This window comes from Vibrio amylolyticus (assembly GCF_023145695.1).
GTDB classification, from domain to species: Bacteria; Pseudomonadota; Gammaproteobacteria; order Enterobacterales; family Vibrionaceae; genus Vibrio; species Vibrio amylolyticus.
The window spans coordinates 157652-175179 of record NZ_JAJHVV010000011.1 but is presented as its reverse complement, the minus strand read 5'-3'; the positions used below and the strand labels follow the sequence as shown (position 1 = coordinate 175179).

Below are 17528 nucleotides of genomic sequence, written 5' to 3'. Positions count from 1 at the left end.
GACTTATGCGCTAAATAAACAAGCGGCTTATCTCGTTGTAGTGCTAGAAGAGTTGACAGTTACACTTAATTTGGTTGATCTGGTCAGATGACTTTGTGAAAGGACATCACTATGCTCACTGGAACCTCCAAAAGCGCGAAACTTCAATTATTAACACCCCTCCAAAAAGCAAATATTTACTTATCTCTTTTCGGGTTATTTAAAGTTCCCTTTATTTGGCTTTCTCGGCCTAAGATACTTCATCTAGATCAATCACGTGTGGAAGTTAAGCTCCCTTTAAAGCGTCGGAGCAAGAATCATCTTAATAGTATGTATTTTGGTGCGTTATGTGTGGGCGCTGATGTAGCTGGTGGCTTCATGGCAATGAGTAAAGCTCAAAGCCGCGGAGAGAAAATTTCATTGGCGTTTAAATCCGTAAAAGGGGACTTTTTGAAGAGGCCTGAGACAGATGTCCATTTTCATTGCGATGATGGTGATTTGATCGATGAAATGTTAGATCAAACGATAGAAAGTGGAGAGCGAGTCAATCAAGAAGTGAAAATTACAGCAATGTGCCCATCACTGCATGGTGATGAGCCGATGGCTGTGTTTTATCTGACTTTGTCTCTAAAAAAAGTTTAGTTTTTATTAGAGGAAGAGCTTTCTTTGTCGCTCTCTAAATCAATCGACTCTATAGCGACAATTTTGCTTCGATTGAGAATGATTTTCCAACGATAATAGCGAACTTCATCATTATGATTGTTTTCTCTTACGATCAAGTTGAGTAAATGCCTTTTTTCAACCGACTCTTTAGTCACTTGGCCATTATTGAGTTGGTAAAGTTTATTAGACCCTTTATCCATTAAGCGGGTTAACGCTCGCATGCTAATTTGCAATGTTTCTCTAGTCTCTTCATAGCCGCTCATGAAGCGAGAGGTCGACATCTCAGTCTCAGATCGATAATGAAGAATTTGCTCTTCGCGCTGCACAACGCGTTTTTTTCTAATAAGCGATATGCGGTCGGGCAATTTGCTCATCGATGTATAATCAAGCCACTCATTTTTTTGGCCTACTGCTTTATTGGTGGTTGGGTCGATATACTTTCTACGCCACTTGGCTTTACCCTTGCGGATAATTCGCCATAGAACGTCTCTTAGGTCGTCTTTAAATATTTCACGTAAAGCGTATATGAAAGACATGGCGATGATAAAAGAAGCCGTGATCTCTCCCCAGTAATCACGAGCAACAAGCGCTGTAATCGTAACGAATACCATCACGAGCCCGGTAGCTACGCCTTTTACTGCGCGCTTCATGTTTTTACCAAGAGAAGTAACTTTCTCTTTCAAAACGATCGGATGTTCAATAAGGCGACGTAACAAGCGCATCTTATTACTCATGCGTGTTGCGTCTTCTCTAACATTTTTAGAATTGTAGTTATTGAGTTTTCGATGCGCGGTCTCTTTTTCAACGATGGTGATAAGGCGCTCTTTTATCGTCTTATAATCACCTTCACGAGGCATATGCGCAACCAAAGACATGAACTTTTGGCCGGTATACCAAGATAGGTAGTTATCGATATTGGCATAGTAGCGCTTTAAGCTTTCTTCGAAAGGGATAGCGCGTCGTAAGCGTTTTAAAATGTCGAGTGCTAGCTCTATCACTTCATCAACATCATCGGCGTTAACACTATCGGTATTATGCTTGTTTAACTCACCAACGGCCTTATCGAGTGCAATAACATATTGATAGGCGAACAAACTCAAACTGACACGATACTGCGTCGTGGAAAGGCGGCCTCGTTTAGCCAGTCGACTGTGTACTAATGGTAGTAATGTTTTGTCACTGAAATACGCTCTTTTTTGGTTTATAGAGCTATAGTAAAAGGCACTTTCACTAAGAACTTCAGGGGATAAACCGAGTTCGCCGGGTACAAAGAGGTAGATATCTAGATCTGATTGCTTGGTCGATGCCATAGCATGAGAGATTTTGAGGGTGATAGCGTCATGTTTATCGACTGTGACCAAATAGTGCTCCGGAAATTTATCTATAAATTAATGAATAGAACTAGGGAAAGGATAACAGAGTTTAGTTATAATCTCCGTAAATTTAAAAAGAGACAGTTAAAATGATTAATGTTGGTCAAGTGAACAACTTAGAAGTAGTAAGGAAGGCGGATTTCGGCGTATTTTTAGACGCTGGTGATTTCGGCTCGACTTTATTACCGAAGAAACATATGCCTGATGGCGTAGAAATTGGCCAGTTCATCGATGTGTTTTTGTATTTTGATTCAGAAAATCAGTTAGCAGCGACCACTGAAACGCCAATTGCTCAAGTGGGTGAGTGGGGCTTGATGGATGTTGTTGGTGTGAACAGCACAGGGGCATTTGTTAATTGGGGCGTCGTAGCAAAGGATCTATTAGTTCCTTATAGCGAACAGCGCGGCACTTTACGTGAAGGTTCTAAAATACTTGTCTATGTATATTCTGACAAAGCATCTGGTCGTATTGTTGGAACTACCAAGTTTAATAAATTACTTGATAAAACGCCGGCGAATTACACGGTCAACGAGCAAGTGAATTTAGTGATCGCAGAGCGTAGTGATTTAGGTTACAAGGCGATTGTTAATGGTGAGCATTGGGGGATGATCTTCCCTTCTGATGTATTCGGTAAGCTATTTATTGGTAAACAGCTTAAAGGCTACATTAAGTCAGTACGCGACGATGGTAAGGTGAACTTATCGTTACAGAAGATTGGTGTCGCTAAAATGGACGAGCTGAGCACGAAAGTTATCGACCTATTAGAGAAAAAAGGCGGCTTCTTACCTCTTAATGATAAATCATCTCCAGATGCTATCTTTACAACATTCAGAACAAGTAAAGGCACATTCAAGAAAACGATTGGTGGTCTTTATAAGCAAGGTAAGATCACAATTGAGGCTGACGGTATTCATTTAGTTGAAGGTGAATAACGCAAGCTTATCTATTGAACATATTGAACATATTGAACATATTGAACATGTTGAACTTATGTAAATAAGTTCCTTAGATGACTCTATAAAAAAAGAGGCCCAAAACTTCCTGTTCTGGGCCTAGGGGACGCGCTTTAAAGAGCCTACGCTAATGACTTGCTTTTTGAATATCAAGTTATCTTGAATACCAAATAGGTTGAATACAGCTTAAATTATAGTACAGAATAGCTGCGATATAGTATGGCGCTAGAATTTCATACTATCGTTTACTCAGTTAGAATAGATTTTTATCTCGAACTAATTCTCTTGGAAGGCCATTTTTAACGCGGTTACCAACCCATTTTCCTAATCCAATCACATCGTTACCCAATTTGACGATGACTTCACCTTTACCGGGTGTGGTATCGGGTCTAACATCTCGGCCCATAAACCAATCTCTTGCTTCTTCAATAGAAAGAACTACACATTTTGGTTCATTGCCTAATGTCAGCGTTGTAGCCACTTGGTGTTGCCAGCGATAACCTTTCTTATGAGCCTCTGCTATTTTTATTCCCATTCGAGAAAACCTAAGCTCTCCAATCATAGGTTCTAGCGCATTGGGGAACAACCAAACGTCTTTATCTCTTAACCACACAGAGCTATCGCTTGGAAGATCGATATCCAATGATTCTTTAAGCTGCTTAGCAATCTCTATTTGAGTTTTACTCGGAGCTTTTTCAAAAGGGAATTTACCCATGCGCTTTTTGACGTCAGGCGGGGTGGTCTTTCCTGTTTTTCGAATACGAGCGACAAAGAAGCCTTCACAGTCATAGACTTGTGGGAAGATATGTAGAAAACCTTCCTCGGTTGTTGCTAGTTGGGCATCTGGAAATAGGTCACTTAAATCATCAAACTCGACCAACTCACCAAACATCTCCTTAAGGTGATGACAAACCTGTTGGTTCTCATAGGTACTTAATGTACAAGTTGAATAGACCAGTGTGCCATTTGGTTTCAATGCATGAAATGCGCTCTCAATCAGTTCTTTTTGTGTATCAGCAATAGACTTAACCGAATCAAGGCTCCAGTTTTTCATTGCATCCGCATCTTTACGAATGGTGCCTTCACCAGAGCAAGGGGCATCTATTAATACGGCATCGAATTGTTCCGGTAACCATCCGCCAAAAACTTTGCCATCAAAATTACTCATTGCGGTGTTTTTGATACCACAACGCTCTATGTTCGCATGCAGCACCTTCACACGGCTGGCTGAGTATTCATTTGCTACCAAAATACCGGCGTTATTCATTAGCGCTGCTATTTGAGTGGTTTTAGAACCAGGCGCAGCCGCCATATCAAGTACCGATTGATAGCTGTCATTACTGCTCTCAAAAAGCGCCGACACTGGCATCATTGAACTAGCTTCTTGAATGTAAAAAAGACCAGACATGTGTTCAGCAGTGTTACCTAGGGGAACTACTGATTCATCGGCAGTTATCCAAAAACCTTCAGTACACCAAGGCACAGGCTCTAGTTCCCAGCCTTTTGTCTTAGCCCTTTGAGTAAATTCAGACACTGAAATTTTCAGAGTATTAACCCGAATACTTTTGCGTAAGGGGCGCTTACACGCATCAATAAAATCTTGCATGTTAAGAGTTGAAGGAAGGATCGCTTCAATTTCGCTTAAAAACTCTTCAGGTAGTTGAATATTGGAATGCACGGTAATAGCTCGGATCAAAAAAATTAGCCGAATTATAACTAAATTCTATGCTTAAGAATAAAAAAAAGCAGCGGTAATGCTGCTTTTTATGGAGATAGGTCTGACCTTCCTAAGGCTTAGGGATAGGTGTTCGCCATTTCAGCCACTTTTCTTCTGGGCTCGGATACAAGAAGAAAGTTTGTTTCTCAGCGGCGGCAGGTTCTAACTGCTTACCTTCAGGTGTCGCGAACGTAATACCGCCATTTAGAATGCTATCCAAAGTGCCAGATTTGATGTTTGCGCCAGTAATACCTATCGAAACATCAAGTCCAGAAGTGTTCCAAAATAGGCTGTTTGTACGAACAAGATAAGCATACTCGCTATCGATTCGGAGTGTAGAAATGATACGGTCTGCAAATTCTCCAAGTTTAATATCAATCACCTGACCAACTTGCATATCACGATATAGAACCGGTGTTCCTACGGAAACCGAGCCGCGATTTTCACTTTGTAGAGTGAAAATAACACCAGGTTGATTCTTTGGTGTTTGTTGAAGCGTAAATTGGGTAGTTGCGTCACCTTTGCCCGGCTGAACAAGGATTGTAGGGCTCAAAAGACTTTCAATATTTTCGATGCCAGATAGGCCAATTTTAGCTTGAGAAACCCAAAAATAGCTACCAGCGCGAGCAATATGTTGTGAATACTCTGGTAGCACGCGAGCCTTGAGTTCCACTTGTTGATTATTAAAGTTAGGTGTCACTAAAGTGACTTCACCAACTTTGACTCCATTGTATTTAATTGTGGTTCCTTTGGTGACGACGTTCTTACTCGTTGTTATTAAAGTGATGACGTGACCAAATTTACGCGCTTGGTTAAAGTCTTCATATAGTTTCCAACTCTCGTTTATTTTATTCTCAACGCCCGCCAGGTTATCGAAAGCAATTCCGCCTTGAATTAATGTTTTTAGTGGGGCCGCTTTGATGCTGACGCCCGCTAATGAAGCATCAACCTCGACACCGGAACGGTTCCAAAATACTGTTTGATTCGTCATGAGGTGTTTGTATTGGTTTTCGATGGTGGCTTTAATTTTCACCCCACCATCGACAAGCTCGAATCCTGAAATATTGCCGACTTGTAAGTTGCGGTAGAGTAGAGGGCTTCCTTGAGAAATTGGTGGAAGTTCGTTAGCAAAAAGTGAAATGCTTTTAGAACCGGACTGATTATATTTAGCGAGTTCCGCGAGTGATTGACTCGCATATAATTGATAGTCGCTACTTGCCTTATTACTGCCTTCACTCACAAAGCTGATAGAGCCGGTTAATAATTGTTTGGCGGGCGGAACTGAGATGCTTAACCCTGATTCAGTGAGCTCTGCAGAGGCACTACCAGTCACATAAAATCGATTATTAGAGCGGATAAGGTGCGCATAGTCGTTATCGATTAACGTGCTAAGGTGAACATCATCACCCACAAGTTGTACGTTGGTAATTGAACCAACATTAATCCCTTTGTAAAGGATACCCGCACCAACATCGAGCCCGAATGAGTTGTCGGCAATAAGGTTGATTGCTACAGAGCGTGACTGATGCTTATTGAACTCAGTTTTTCGGATGGCGGTAAAGTGTCTTGATCGTTCACCTTCTACAGGAACAATCGATAAAAAGTTACCTTTCACTAAGTTACCAATGTTCTCAACACCCGTTAATGATACCTTCGCTTCTTCAAGTAAGAACGAGCTTTGCGTTGTTAACATGTCACTAAACGCGGGCTGAATAGCGGCAGAGGCAATGATCTGTTCACGCCCCTCACTAAGTTGGAGACTAGTGATTTGACCAACTTCTAAACCCCGATACATGATCGGAGCGCCTGTAGCGCTGATGTTGCTATCGTCAGGAAGTACAATCTGAATTGGAATACCTCTACCTGCGGTTTTTAAATCTTTATAGAGTTTGTATTCTGTGGTCTCAGTTATTGCTTCGCCCCCTCCAGGGGAGTCTACCGCAATGGAGCCAGAAAGAAGGGCACTAAAGCTTTCTAGACGAACATCAACCCCCTCAAAGCCAATGTTTGCCCCGATGCCACTCACATTCCAAAACCGACTTTCATTAGTGATGATATGACGATATTCATCTTGAACAGACGCTTTGATAATGACGCTTTTTAAATCAGAATCGAGCTGGTAATCGTAAACTTCACCAATAGGGATCTTCTTATAAACAATTTGAGACCCAATGGATATGCCGCCTAAGTCTCGTGCTTTTAATCGAATGTTCAAACCTTTGCTCGTGAGAACGTCAGAAGGGGGGCGTTCAAGAGCCGTAAATTCAGTTTCTGGCTCAGTAGATTTGTCACTTGGGTATATAGAGATATAGTTTCCTGAGACGAGTGCATCAAGCCCTGACACTCCCGTTAAGCTAGCGGTAGGTTTGACAAGCCAAAATCGCGTCTCTTTTGAAAGTAACTTTGTTGCCTCTGGGTAGATGTCAGCATCTACATAAATACTTTCGAGATCTTCAGAAAGGTTGATATCTCTTACCATGCCTACTTCAAGACCTTGATATCGAATCGTTGTACGGCCAGCAATAAGACCCTGTGCATCAGAGAAGTAGATTTCAATTCGCTGTCCAGCATCATGAATAGACTTAACAACCAGCCAACCCGCCAAGACAAAGGTAAGAATTGGCAGTAGCCAAAGTGGTGAGATGCCTCTATTACGTTTAACGCTCGGCGAAAACGATGGTTGTGTGACTCCATTACTCATTATTTGACTCTTTTTTCTCTGATTCAGGGAGATTATCCCATATCAATCTAGGATCTAAGCTTTCTGCCGCTAGCATAGTCAATACGACAACTAAGCCAAAAGCAACGGCCCCGAATCCCGGGGTGAAATTTAGAATTTGTCCTCTATCCACTAAGGTTAACATGATGGATATAACGAACAAATCAAGAACTGACCACTTTCCGATCCACTTGACGGCGTAGTAGATCTTCATTCTCTGACGATTTAAAACACTTCGTTTTAGTTGAATTGCGATCAATAGATAGGTGAGGCCAACTATCTTAGCAATAGGAACAACAATACTGGCGATAAAAAGGATGGCGGCAATGCCATACATATCGCTATTAACCAGTTCGATAACGCCTGACATGATGGTGTCTTCTTGACGCTGCCCATTGGTATACAAAATTGAAATTGGAATTAAATTAGCAGGGAACACAGCAACCGTTGCTGCGATTAATAGTGCCCAGGTCTTTTGAATTGAATAGGGGGTGCGATGATGCAGGGGCTGATGACAACGGATGCAGAGCTCAGCCTCCTCTTGCGACAAATGGCAGTGATGACAATGAATACTTTTTTCTTTAAATCGATAGTGCGCTTCTTTGTGCCATGACTCCCAGTATCGCCTAACACTGATCCGGCTAATAAGAAGAACGGTAAATAGTTGCAATAAAACCAGTCCATATAGCCCTGCACCGATGTAAATATCGGAATAATCTTGCAGCTTAAAACAAGAGACAGCGATGCTAACGAGGAAAACATCGATCATCACCCAATGCTTTAACCCTTGAATAATAGTGAGTGAGTATCGAAGCAAGGTAAAGGATCGAATTTTCATGGCGACATGCGCAGTAACCACAGAGGTGCATACCGTTAAGGGGGCTAAAGAGCTGCAGAAAAGAACCAAAAGCCCTAAAGCGATATAACCCTCGTCAATAAGCATAAGGGTGCCTGCAGGCAATGTGGCTGGAATCAATTCACCAACAAGACGGATGCTGATAAAATCGAAAAAGTGCGATGGAATAAAGAGCAATAGGCAAGTCAGTGCAATTGCTAAGTTTCCGGAGAGCGAGGGAGTACCTCCACGATAAAGTTGGGTACCGCATCTAGGACAATACGCTGAGCTTCCTTGTTTCACCGTCACGACATCGACGGGCAACTCACATCCCTGACAAAGTCTGATGCTTGTCGGTTCGGAAGAATGTTCAGCCAGCGTTTTCAATATGACTCCCCATAAAATAAAATTAAGTCCTGTTTTACTCTTGTCGTTAGGTATAGTCAGTGCCGCTTAAAGCGTTATGGATTGAGCACTAAAATTGTGTCTAACGTATGGCATTACAAAACCTTTTAAACTGTTTAAGGTAGTTACGGCGTCACATTGCTTGTGATTGAACCGTACCATAGAGTGTTTGGTACAAACCCTGTTGTTGAACCAGTTCTCCGTGCGTACCTGTTTGACTAACCTGACCATCTTCGAGGACATAGATAAGGTCGGCTTGCTTAACGGCTGATAATCTATGTGCGACAATTAGTGTCGTTCGACCTTTCAAAAACTGATTAAGAGCCGTATGAAGAGCCGCTTCTGTTGCGGTATCAAGAGCTGAGGTCGCTTCATCCAAAATGACAAATTTTGGATTGCTCAGTATCATTCGGGCAATAGCCAATCTCTGCCTTTGCCCTCCAGAAAGGCGGATACCACTTCGCCCAATTTGGCTATCCAGCCCTTTATCTAATGAAGCTATCACGTCATGCATCTGCGCTACTTCAAGTGATTGCCACAGTAAATGGTCGTCTATATTACTGCCAAGCGTCAGATTATGCCTCAACGTGTCATTAAAAAGTATAGGTTGTTGTAAAACAACAGCAATTTGTTCTCGAATTATCTCATAGCCAATATCTAACGCGGGCTCACCGTTAAAATATATTGAACCTGATGTTGGTTGGTAGGCTCCGATAAGTAATTGAATTAATGTAGACTTACCACCGCCACTCGCACCTACAAGCGCGACTTTTTTTCCTTCTGGAATCGTTAATGATAGGTCGTTCAATACTTGATTTTCATCATTGTACGAGAAATTAATGTTACTGATTGTAACGTCAACCTCTTTTTCTTGAGTGAAAGGGTTTACCTTACTTTCGGGTCTAAACTCTTCTTCTAGTGACAATAAAACATTAATACGAGCAAGTGCGGCTTTCGCGCTATACCAAGAAAACTGAATACTGAGTAGTTCTTGCACTGGGCCTAGCATGAACCAAAGGTAGGCGAACACAGCAAATATTTGCCCAATAGTGAGATCACTAAAAAGAACCATTAGCATCGCCATTGCACGAAAAAGCTCAAAACCTAGTAAGAATAGTAGAAATGAGAAGCGCCCCGCCGCCTCTGATTGCCAAGCGTATTTGTCCGCGTCTACGCGGATTTGATTCGCATCTCTTTTAAGATGTTCAAGAAACAGCTTTTCTTTGTTTGCTGCCCTTAGTTGATAGATGCCATCTAGGGTTTCGATCAGTCGGTTTTGAAATCGTTCAAAGGATTGGTTTTCATACTTTTTTAAATGTTTAACTTTATTGCCGAGTTTTCGAGAGAAGTAAATGACGATGGGGTTAACACAAAGAATAAACAGCCCTAGTCGCCATTCAAGCCACAATAGAACCATTGCCGTGCCCAATACCGTTAAAAGGCTCACGATAAACTTACTGAGAGTCCCACCAATAAACTTATCAATGGTTTCGATATCGGTAACTAAATGAGAGTTAATGCCGCCACTGCCTTTTGTTTCAAATTGCTTGATGCTAATTCGCCCAAGCTTGTCGATCATTTGAGTACGAATGTTGTAAGTAATTGTTTTTGAGACGAGTGTAAATTGTCGACTTTGAAGGATATTAAGAGCCTGACTTAGAGTGCGCATCAGAATAACAGCGAGTAACGTTAAAATGATATAGCCTGTTGGGGTTTGCAATTGAAGGGGCAACAACGTGTTCATTGCAGCAAGCCCAGAGCCAGGCTGATCTAATAACACTTCATCTACCATTAAAGGCATAAGTAGAGGGATAGGAACGCTAATCAATGCCGCAAGAATTGCGACTGAATTTGCAAACAGGAGCAAGGACTTATGCTTTTTTACTTGAATTAATAACCAAGAGCGGCTAATAGTATCTTTTGATGTTGTCATAGAGTCAAAATATCCCTATTTCAGTATTGAAAACCTTATTCTTTTTGTCGAGCTAGGGCTCAGATTTTCAACTGGAACCATTAATGAAAATAGAACATTACCACCGACTAACCAAACAAGCTGTAGCACTTTTAGAGTCAGAATCTGATCTCGTCGCCAATTTAGCGAATTTAAGTGCATTGTTAAACATGGAACTAGCTGATTTAAATTGGGTTGGATTCTACCTGATGAAACAGAATGAACTGGTATTAGGTCCTTTTCAAGGTAACCCTGCGTGCGTGAGAATACCAGTTGGTCGTGGCGTTTGTGGGACAGCAGTAGCGACAAATACCGTTCAGCGTATTTATGATGTACATGAGTTTGAAGGTCATATATCTTGCGACGCGGCAAGTAACTCTGAGTTAGTTATTCCTTTTTCAGTAGGGGGTAAAATAATCGGAGTGTTAGATATAGATAGTCCAACTATTGGTCGTTTTAGTGAAATTGATGAGGAAGGGTTAACATTTTTGATGCGAGAAGTAGAAAAGCTGCTCAATTCGCACGCTAACAAAGCATAAATTAACTTTCTGGTGTGGTTTTTCATTTCTAGGTCTCTATAATACCACCCATATTTACTTTATCGCTTGCGGATAGGCCGCAATAACCAGGAATCCAAATGGAAAATACTGAAAAGTTAAAAAACAGCAAAGAAGTTATCGCATATATTGCTGAATGTTTCCCTAAGTGCTTTACTTTAGAAGGTGAAGCAAAACCTTTGAAAATTGGTATTTTTCAAGATCTTGCTGAACGCTTAAATGAAGATGAAAAAGTAAGTAAAACTCAACTTCGTGCAGCATTGAGACAGTACACATCTTCTTGGCGCTACCTACACGGTGCAAAAACAGGCGCTATTCGTGTTGACCTTGATGGCAATGCATGTGGTGAACTTGAAGAAGAGCATGTTGAACATGCAAAAACTGCGTTAGCAGAGAGTAAAGCTCGAGTTCAGACTCGTCGTAAAGAACAAGCGCAGAAAGCGCGTGAAGAAGGTAAAGCAAAAACTGGCGCTAAGCCAAAAGCGAAGAAGCCACAAGCTCGCCGCGCTGCACCTAAAGCACAAAAAACAGAAAAGCCAGTAGAAACGCGCGCTTTGAATGCTGATGAAATGAAAGTTGGCAACGATGTAAACGTTAATATGGGTAAAGGAAACATGGCTGCGACCATTGTTGAAATTAATAAGGAAGATGTGCGAGTTCAACTAGCAAACGGCCTGCAAATGGTTGTGAAAGCGGAGCACTTGCGCGCATAAAGGAGATACTCCTACGCATGAAATGCCGTTCAAAATTGACTCTGATCGCTGCTGGCCTATGGCTAGCAGTGTCATCAGCTCAGGCTCTTGAAGCCAAATTAAGCAAAGAGGACTTACCCGTTCTCGCTCCTGAAGTTCAGCATGAAACCGCTAGCAAGCGCGTTACATCTCGCTTTACTCGTTCTCATTACAATCACTTCACTTTAGACGATCAGTTTTCTCAAGCTATATTTGCTCGTTATATTGAAATGCTCGATTATAATCGAAATATTTTCACGCAAGCAGATATCGATTCTTTCAATCAATGGTCTGTCGGTCTCGATGAGCAGCTTAAAGCTGGTAAAAATCAAATAGCGTTTGATGTTTATAACATCTCAATGAAAAAGCGTTATGAGTTATTTGAATACGCATTATCGCTTCTTGATACAGAAATGAAATTTGACGTTGATGAGTCTATCGAATTAGATCGCTCAGAAGCGGCTTGGCCAGCTGATATGGCTGAAGTCAAAGAGCTTTGGCGTAAGCGTGTTAAGTATGATGCGCTAAACCTAAAAATGACGGATAAAGAGTGGCCTGAAATTAAAGAAGTTTTAGGTAAGCGTTACAACAACGCGATTAAACGCTTAAGTCAGACGAACAATGAAGATGCATTTCAGCTTTATATGAATGCGTTTGCTAGAGAAGTTGATCCACACACAAGTTACCTTTCGCCACGTAACGCTGAACAATTCCAATCTGAGATGAATCTTTCATTAGAAGGCATTGGTGCCGTGTTACAAATGACGGATGATTATACCGTTATTCGTTCATTGGTTGCGGGTGGTCCTGCATCGAGCAGTAAGCAGCTTGGTGAAGGTGATCGAATTGTTGGTGTAGGTCAAGATGGTAAAGAGATCGTTGATGTTATCGGCTGGCGATTGGATGATGTCGTTCAATTAATCAAAGGACCGAAAGGGACTAAGGTTAATCTTCAGATCCTTCCTGATGGTAATGATGCTAAAAGTCATGTTGTAACAATTGTTCGAGATAAGATTCGCTTAGAAGATAGAGCGGTAAAGTCTGAGATAATTGAACGTGATGGAAAGAAAATTGGTGTTCTAGAAGTACCAAGTTTCTATGTTGGTTTATCAAAAGATACCGATAAATTAATTGGTGAACTTGTCGCGGATGGTGTCGATGGCATTATTGTTGACCTCCGTAACAACGGTGGTGGCGCATTAACGGAAGCGACGTCATTATCTGGATTATTTATTGAAAGTGGTCCAGTTGTTCAGGTTCGAGACAGCTACGGTCGTGTCAATGTAAATAGTGACACCGATGGCAAGATTAGTTACGAAGGGCCTTTAACCGTATTGGTCAATCGTTACAGTGCATCAGCATCTGAAATTTTTGCAGCGGCACTACAAGATTACGGTCGTGCCATTATTTTAGGTGAGAACTCTTTTGGTAAAGGTACCGTGCAGCAACACCGTTCTTTGAATCATATTTATGATTTGTTTGAAAAAGAGCTCGGTTATGTTCAGTACACCATCCAAAAGTTCTATCGAATTAATGGTGGTAGTACTCAGAATAAAGGTGTCGTTCCAGATATTCCTTATCCAACACCGATTGATCCTGCTGAAACAGGTGAAAGTGTTGAGGATAATGCACTTCCGTGGGATCAAATTGACCGAGTTAAGTACGATACTCTAAAAGACAATGAAGCTAAAATTGCTAAATTAACTGCGCTGCATGATGTGCGCATTGCAAAAGACATGGAGTTTCAGTTCATTGCCCAAGATATCGAAAAATACTTGGCAGACAAAGACAACAATACGATTTCATTGAGTGAACGAGTTAGACAGGAAGAGAGTGATAAAAATGACGACCTTCGTTTAGCTCGCGTTAATCAGCGTCAAAAAGCGCAAGGTGAAGAACCTTTCGAATCGTTAGACGACATCCCTAAAGATTATGAAGCCCCCGATGCTTATCTTGATGAGTCAGTGGCAATTATGGTCGACATGTTACGTTAGCTAACCTATATGTAACTGGTCAATTAAGTCAAAAGCGAGCATTAACTGCTCGCTTTTTTGATCGCCCTAAATGTGATTTAGATCAAAAATATGGCGTTATTTGTGATGCGTGCCTAAGCTTTAAGAAAAGCGAGGGGCATATGATGAAATGGATAACGATACTTTTAGCGTGTGTTAGTTTCTCAACTTTTAGTGAGAATGTTAAAAAAGACAGTGACATAACTCAGTTTGATTTACCATTTTTATTGGGGGACTGGTACTTGGCCAATCCAGACCCTGAAAATTCAAGTGATAACTTTATGGCAATTAAATTGTCATTAAACTCAGATTATACTTTTAAGATTGATATTCAGAAAAAAGATTACAGTGTTGACCACTGGGAAGGGATTTACGCCGCTAATGAAGACACCATTATACTTGGACTTAATACTTCAGAGCCTCAAGTTTATAAATATTCAGGTAATCATAATCTGTTAAATATGAATGGTGTGATGTTCACCAAAGGATTACCCAATGCCTTAGCAGGTATGTGGTCTAGCGAACAGCTTGCGGGTGATGACCTTTTAGCAAGTAACGTCAGTCAAATGGATCTAATTCTACAACCTGATTTTGTATTTTTGTTCAGAGTGAGCAACAAAGAAGGCATGGAGACGGTTCATAAAGGTGTCTATTACACTGAAGGCGATCACTTAGTACTGCTTTATGAAAAAGGCGAGCACGATACTCGTTATACACTTAATCATGACAGACTTACTCTCGAAGCAGAGGAAGGTGGGATGTACGCAGTACTGAATCGAATACGTTAGCAAGCTAATTGTGAGTATTGGTATTATCATCATTTAGTTGAGTATATTATCCATCTATCATTACCTAGCGTTATCCAATCAATATGATGTTTTATTCAGCACTTATACGAGGTATTTGAACAAAATACCTCGTTTTTTTTATTTTGGGGTTGTAACTATTGCTTACTCATCGTAGAAATAGGTTAGACGTTTTCAGTCATAAGGATAAAGACAATGGCGCATACACCCCAAGCCAAATACCGCAAAGATTATCAAGCACCTTCTTTTACTATCAGCGATTTAGAACTTACGTTTAACTTGTTTGATAAGGAAACAACAGTGACGGCAGTTTCGACCGTCAAGCAATTATCAGACAGCACAAGTTTAGTTCTCGATGGCGAAAGCATGTCGCTAAAAGAGGTTCAGATTAATGGTGAAGTTTGGAGTGATTATCAGCTTACCGATACGGGCCTAACAATTAACGCCATGCCTGGCGACTGTGAACTTACCATCGTTACCCAAGTTAACCCGGAAGAAAACTCTGCATTAGAAGGGTTATATAAATCAGGCGGTGCTTTTTGTACTCAGTGTGAAGCAGAAGGTTTTAGGCGCATTACCTATTACCTAGACAGGCCTGATGTTCTAGCGAAATTTACTACAACAGTTATTGCAGATAAAAATGAATATCCTTACTTACTCAGTAATGGTAATCGTGTTGAAGAAGGCGAAGCCGAATCTGGTCGCCATTGGGTAAAATGGCAAGACCCACATCCGAAACCTGCGTATTTATTTGCGCTTGTTGCCGGTGATTTTGATGTACTTCGCGATGATTATGTAACGAAGTCAGGGCGTAAGGTTGATCTGGAAATCTTTGTTGATAAAGGAAACCTAGATCGAGCCAATCATGCCATGGTGTCTTTGATTAATTCTATGAAATGGGACGAAGAGCGTTTCAATCTAGAGTATGATTTAGATATCTATATGATCGTTGCCGTTGATTTCTTCAACATGGGTGCAATGGAGAACAAAGGGCTGAATGTCTTTAACTCTAAATACGTACTAGCAAATGATCAAACGGCCACTGATACAGATTACCTGGGTATTGAAGCGGTAATTGGTCACGAATATTTTCACAACTGGACGGGTAACCGAGTTACTTGTCGAGATTGGTTCCAGTTGAGTCTAAAAGAGGGCTTAACGGTATTTAGAGATCAGGAGTTTTCTTCAGATCTTGGTTCTAGAGCAGTAAACCGAATTAATAATGTTCGTATTATTCGTGGTCCTCAATTTGCTGAAGATGCTAGCCCAATGTCTCACCCAATCCGCCCGGATAAAGTGATTGAAATGAATAACTTCTACACATTAACTGTGTATGAAAAGGGCAGCGAAGTCATTCGCATGATGCACACGTTACTTGGAGAAAAGGCATTCCAACAGGGCATGACGCTTTACTTTGAACGACACGATGGAACGGCCGCAACGTGTGAAGACTTTGTATCAGCGATGGAAGATGCATCGGGTGTTGATCTGAAACAGTTCCGTTTATGGTATAGCCAATCAGGTACGCCGAAAGTAACGGTGAGCAGTGAATATAACCAAGATGAAAAAACGTATTCACTAACGATAATGCAGCTAACATCTCCTACGCTAGATCAAAAAGAAAAGCAGCCGCTGCACATTCCATTTGATATAGAGCTTTATGACCAGTTAGGTCATGTGATTCCGCTACAGTGTAACGGTTTAAAAGTAGGGAATGTATTGAACGTTACACAAGAGCAAGAAACGTTTGTTTTTGAAAATGTTACGTCTAAGCCTGTGCCTTCTTTGTTACGCGAGTTTTCAGCGCCAGTCATTTTAGAGTATGACTATTCTGATGACGAACTTATTTTCTTAATGAGTCATGCGCAAAATGAATTTGCTCGTTGGGATGCAGGGCAGATGCTGTTAGCTAAATACATTAAGAGTAACGTAGCTAATGTTCAAAATGGTGGTGCGGTCAATATTGAAGCGACAGTAGTGGATGCGTTCCGAGGTGTCTTGTTAAGTGATAAGCTAGAGCCAGCATTTATTGCGGAGGTGTTATCGTTACCAAGTCACAACGAAGTGTCTGGCTGGTATGAAGCTGTAGATGTTGATGCAATTGCTGACGTACTGAAACAGATCAAAGTGACTTTAGCTAAAGAACTGTCTGATGAGCTAAGTGCAATCTATTACTCATTAAATCAGTCTGAATATACGATTGAGCATAGTGCGATAGGTCAACGTGCATTACGTAATGTATGTCTTTCTTATTTAGCACATACTGACGGAGGAGAAACTTTAGTGTCCGCTCAGTATGAAAATTCGAACAATATGACAGACACGATCGCCGCAATGAACTGTGCCAACATGGCAAAACTTAAATGTCGTGAAAGCCTAATGGAAGACTACAGTAATAAGTGGAGCCATGATGGGCTTGTGATGGATAAGTGGTTTACGTTACAAGGAACCAACCCATCATCGGATGCACTGAATATCATTAAGAAAACTATGGATCATAGCGCCTTTAGTATTAAGAACCCTAATCGAACGCGCAGTTTGATTGGTGCGTTTTTAAATGGCAACCCGGTCCAGTTTCATGACAAATCTGGTGAAGGGTACCGCTTTGCTGGCGAAATCATTCGAGAACTAAACAGTAGTAACCCACAGGTTGCTTCTCGACTTATCGATCCGCTACTAAAATACAGAAAATACGATGCTGAAAGGCAGGCCTTGATTAAGGAGCAGCTTGAATCTTTAAAGTCTTTGGATAACCTAGCCAAAGATCTTTATGAAAAGGTCAATAAAGCACTAGAATCATAATCAAGGCATAGCACGTATATTGATA

The 17528-nt window shown here is 41.2% G+C and carries 12 protein-coding genes; 7 read left to right on the top strand and 5 right to left on the bottom strand.

The genetic code is table 11. The features are described from left to right. The first annotated feature begins 111 nt into the window (after positions 1–111). The gene (locus KP803_RS17335) at positions 112–621 is read left to right on the top strand and encodes a DUF4442 domain-containing protein (RefSeq protein WP_248010121.1); all 510 of its coding nucleotides are present in this window, start codon (positions 112–114) and stop codon (positions 619–621) included. Here KP803_RS17335 and KP803_RS17330 read toward each other — a convergent pair. Further along, complete coding sequence (locus tag KP803_RS17330; RefSeq protein ID WP_248010120.1) at positions 618–2003, bottom strand: hypothetical protein; 1386 nt, start codon at positions 2001–2003, stop codon at positions 618–620. The two genes, KP803_RS17335 and KP803_RS17330, sit on opposite strands and share 4 nt — an antisense overlap. A gap of 101 nt (positions 2004–2104) precedes the next feature. On the opposite strand from KP803_RS17330, the gene KP803_RS17325 reads away from it, so the two are divergent. Beyond that, positions 2105–2947 carry a CvfB family protein gene (locus KP803_RS17325; protein WP_248010119.1) on the top strand — a complete coding sequence of 281 codons (843 nt, stop codon included), beginning with the start codon at positions 2105–2107 and terminating at the stop codon, positions 2945–2947. 274 nt (positions 2948–3221) lie between these two features. Here the strand turns inward: KP803_RS17325 and rsmF are convergent, their stop codons facing one another. From rsmF to KP803_RS17305, 4 genes are all read right to left on the bottom strand, one after another. Beyond that, positions 3222–4646, bottom strand: a complete 1425-nt coding sequence (gene rsmF / locus KP803_RS17320; protein WP_248010118.1) for a 16S rRNA (cytosine(1407)-C(5))-methyltransferase RsmF — start codon at positions 4644–4646, stop codon at positions 3222–3224. A 109-nt stretch (positions 4647–4755) separates the two neighbouring features. Further along, positions 4756–7386 carry a PqiB family protein gene (locus KP803_RS17315; protein WP_248010117.1) on the bottom strand — a complete coding sequence of 877 codons (2631 nt, stop codon included), beginning with the start codon at positions 7384–7386 and terminating at the stop codon, positions 4756–4758. Beyond that, the gene (locus KP803_RS17310) at positions 7379–8626 is read right to left on the bottom strand and encodes a paraquat-inducible protein A (protein ID WP_248010116.1); all 1248 of its coding nucleotides are present in this window, start codon (positions 8624–8626) and stop codon (positions 7379–7381) included. The genes KP803_RS17315 and KP803_RS17310 overlap by 8 nt, the downstream gene beginning before the upstream one ends. Before the next feature lie 151 nt (positions 8627–8777). Then, on the bottom strand, positions 8778–10577 hold the full coding sequence (locus KP803_RS17305; protein WP_248010115.1) for an ABC transporter ATP-binding protein: 1800 nt from the start codon (positions 10575–10577) through the stop codon (positions 8778–8780). Between the two features lie 83 nt (positions 10578–10660). On the opposite strand from KP803_RS17305, the gene KP803_RS17300 reads away from it, so the two are divergent. The 5 genes from KP803_RS17300 (at position 10661) to pepN (ending at position 17503) form a co-directional block, all read left to right on the top strand. Then, a complete protein-coding gene (locus KP803_RS17300; RefSeq protein ID WP_248010114.1) occupies positions 10661–11134 on the top strand; it encodes a GAF domain-containing protein in 474 nt (157 codons plus the stop codon). Between the two features lie 98 nt (positions 11135–11232). Beyond that, positions 11233–11865 (top strand): RNA chaperone ProQ, encoded by a 633-nt coding sequence (proQ, locus tag KP803_RS17295; protein ID WP_248010113.1) that lies wholly within the window; start codon positions 11233–11235, stop codon positions 11863–11865. 17 nt (positions 11866–11882) lie between these two features. After that, positions 11883–13877, top strand: a complete 1995-nt coding sequence (prc, locus tag KP803_RS17290) for a carboxy terminal-processing peptidase (protein ID WP_248010112.1) — start codon at positions 11883–11885, stop codon at positions 13875–13877. A gap of 143 nt (positions 13878–14020) precedes the next feature. Further along, positions 14021–14683 carry a hypothetical protein gene (locus KP803_RS17285; RefSeq protein WP_248010156.1) on the top strand — a complete coding sequence of 221 codons (663 nt, stop codon included), beginning with the start codon at positions 14021–14023 and terminating at the stop codon, positions 14681–14683. Between the two features lie 213 nt (positions 14684–14896). After that, positions 14897–17503: an aminopeptidase N gene (gene pepN / locus KP803_RS17280; protein ID WP_248010111.1), complete on the top strand. Its 2607-nt coding sequence runs from the start codon at positions 14897–14899 to the stop codon at positions 17501–17503. The last annotated feature ends 25 nt before the right edge of the window (positions 17504–17528 follow it).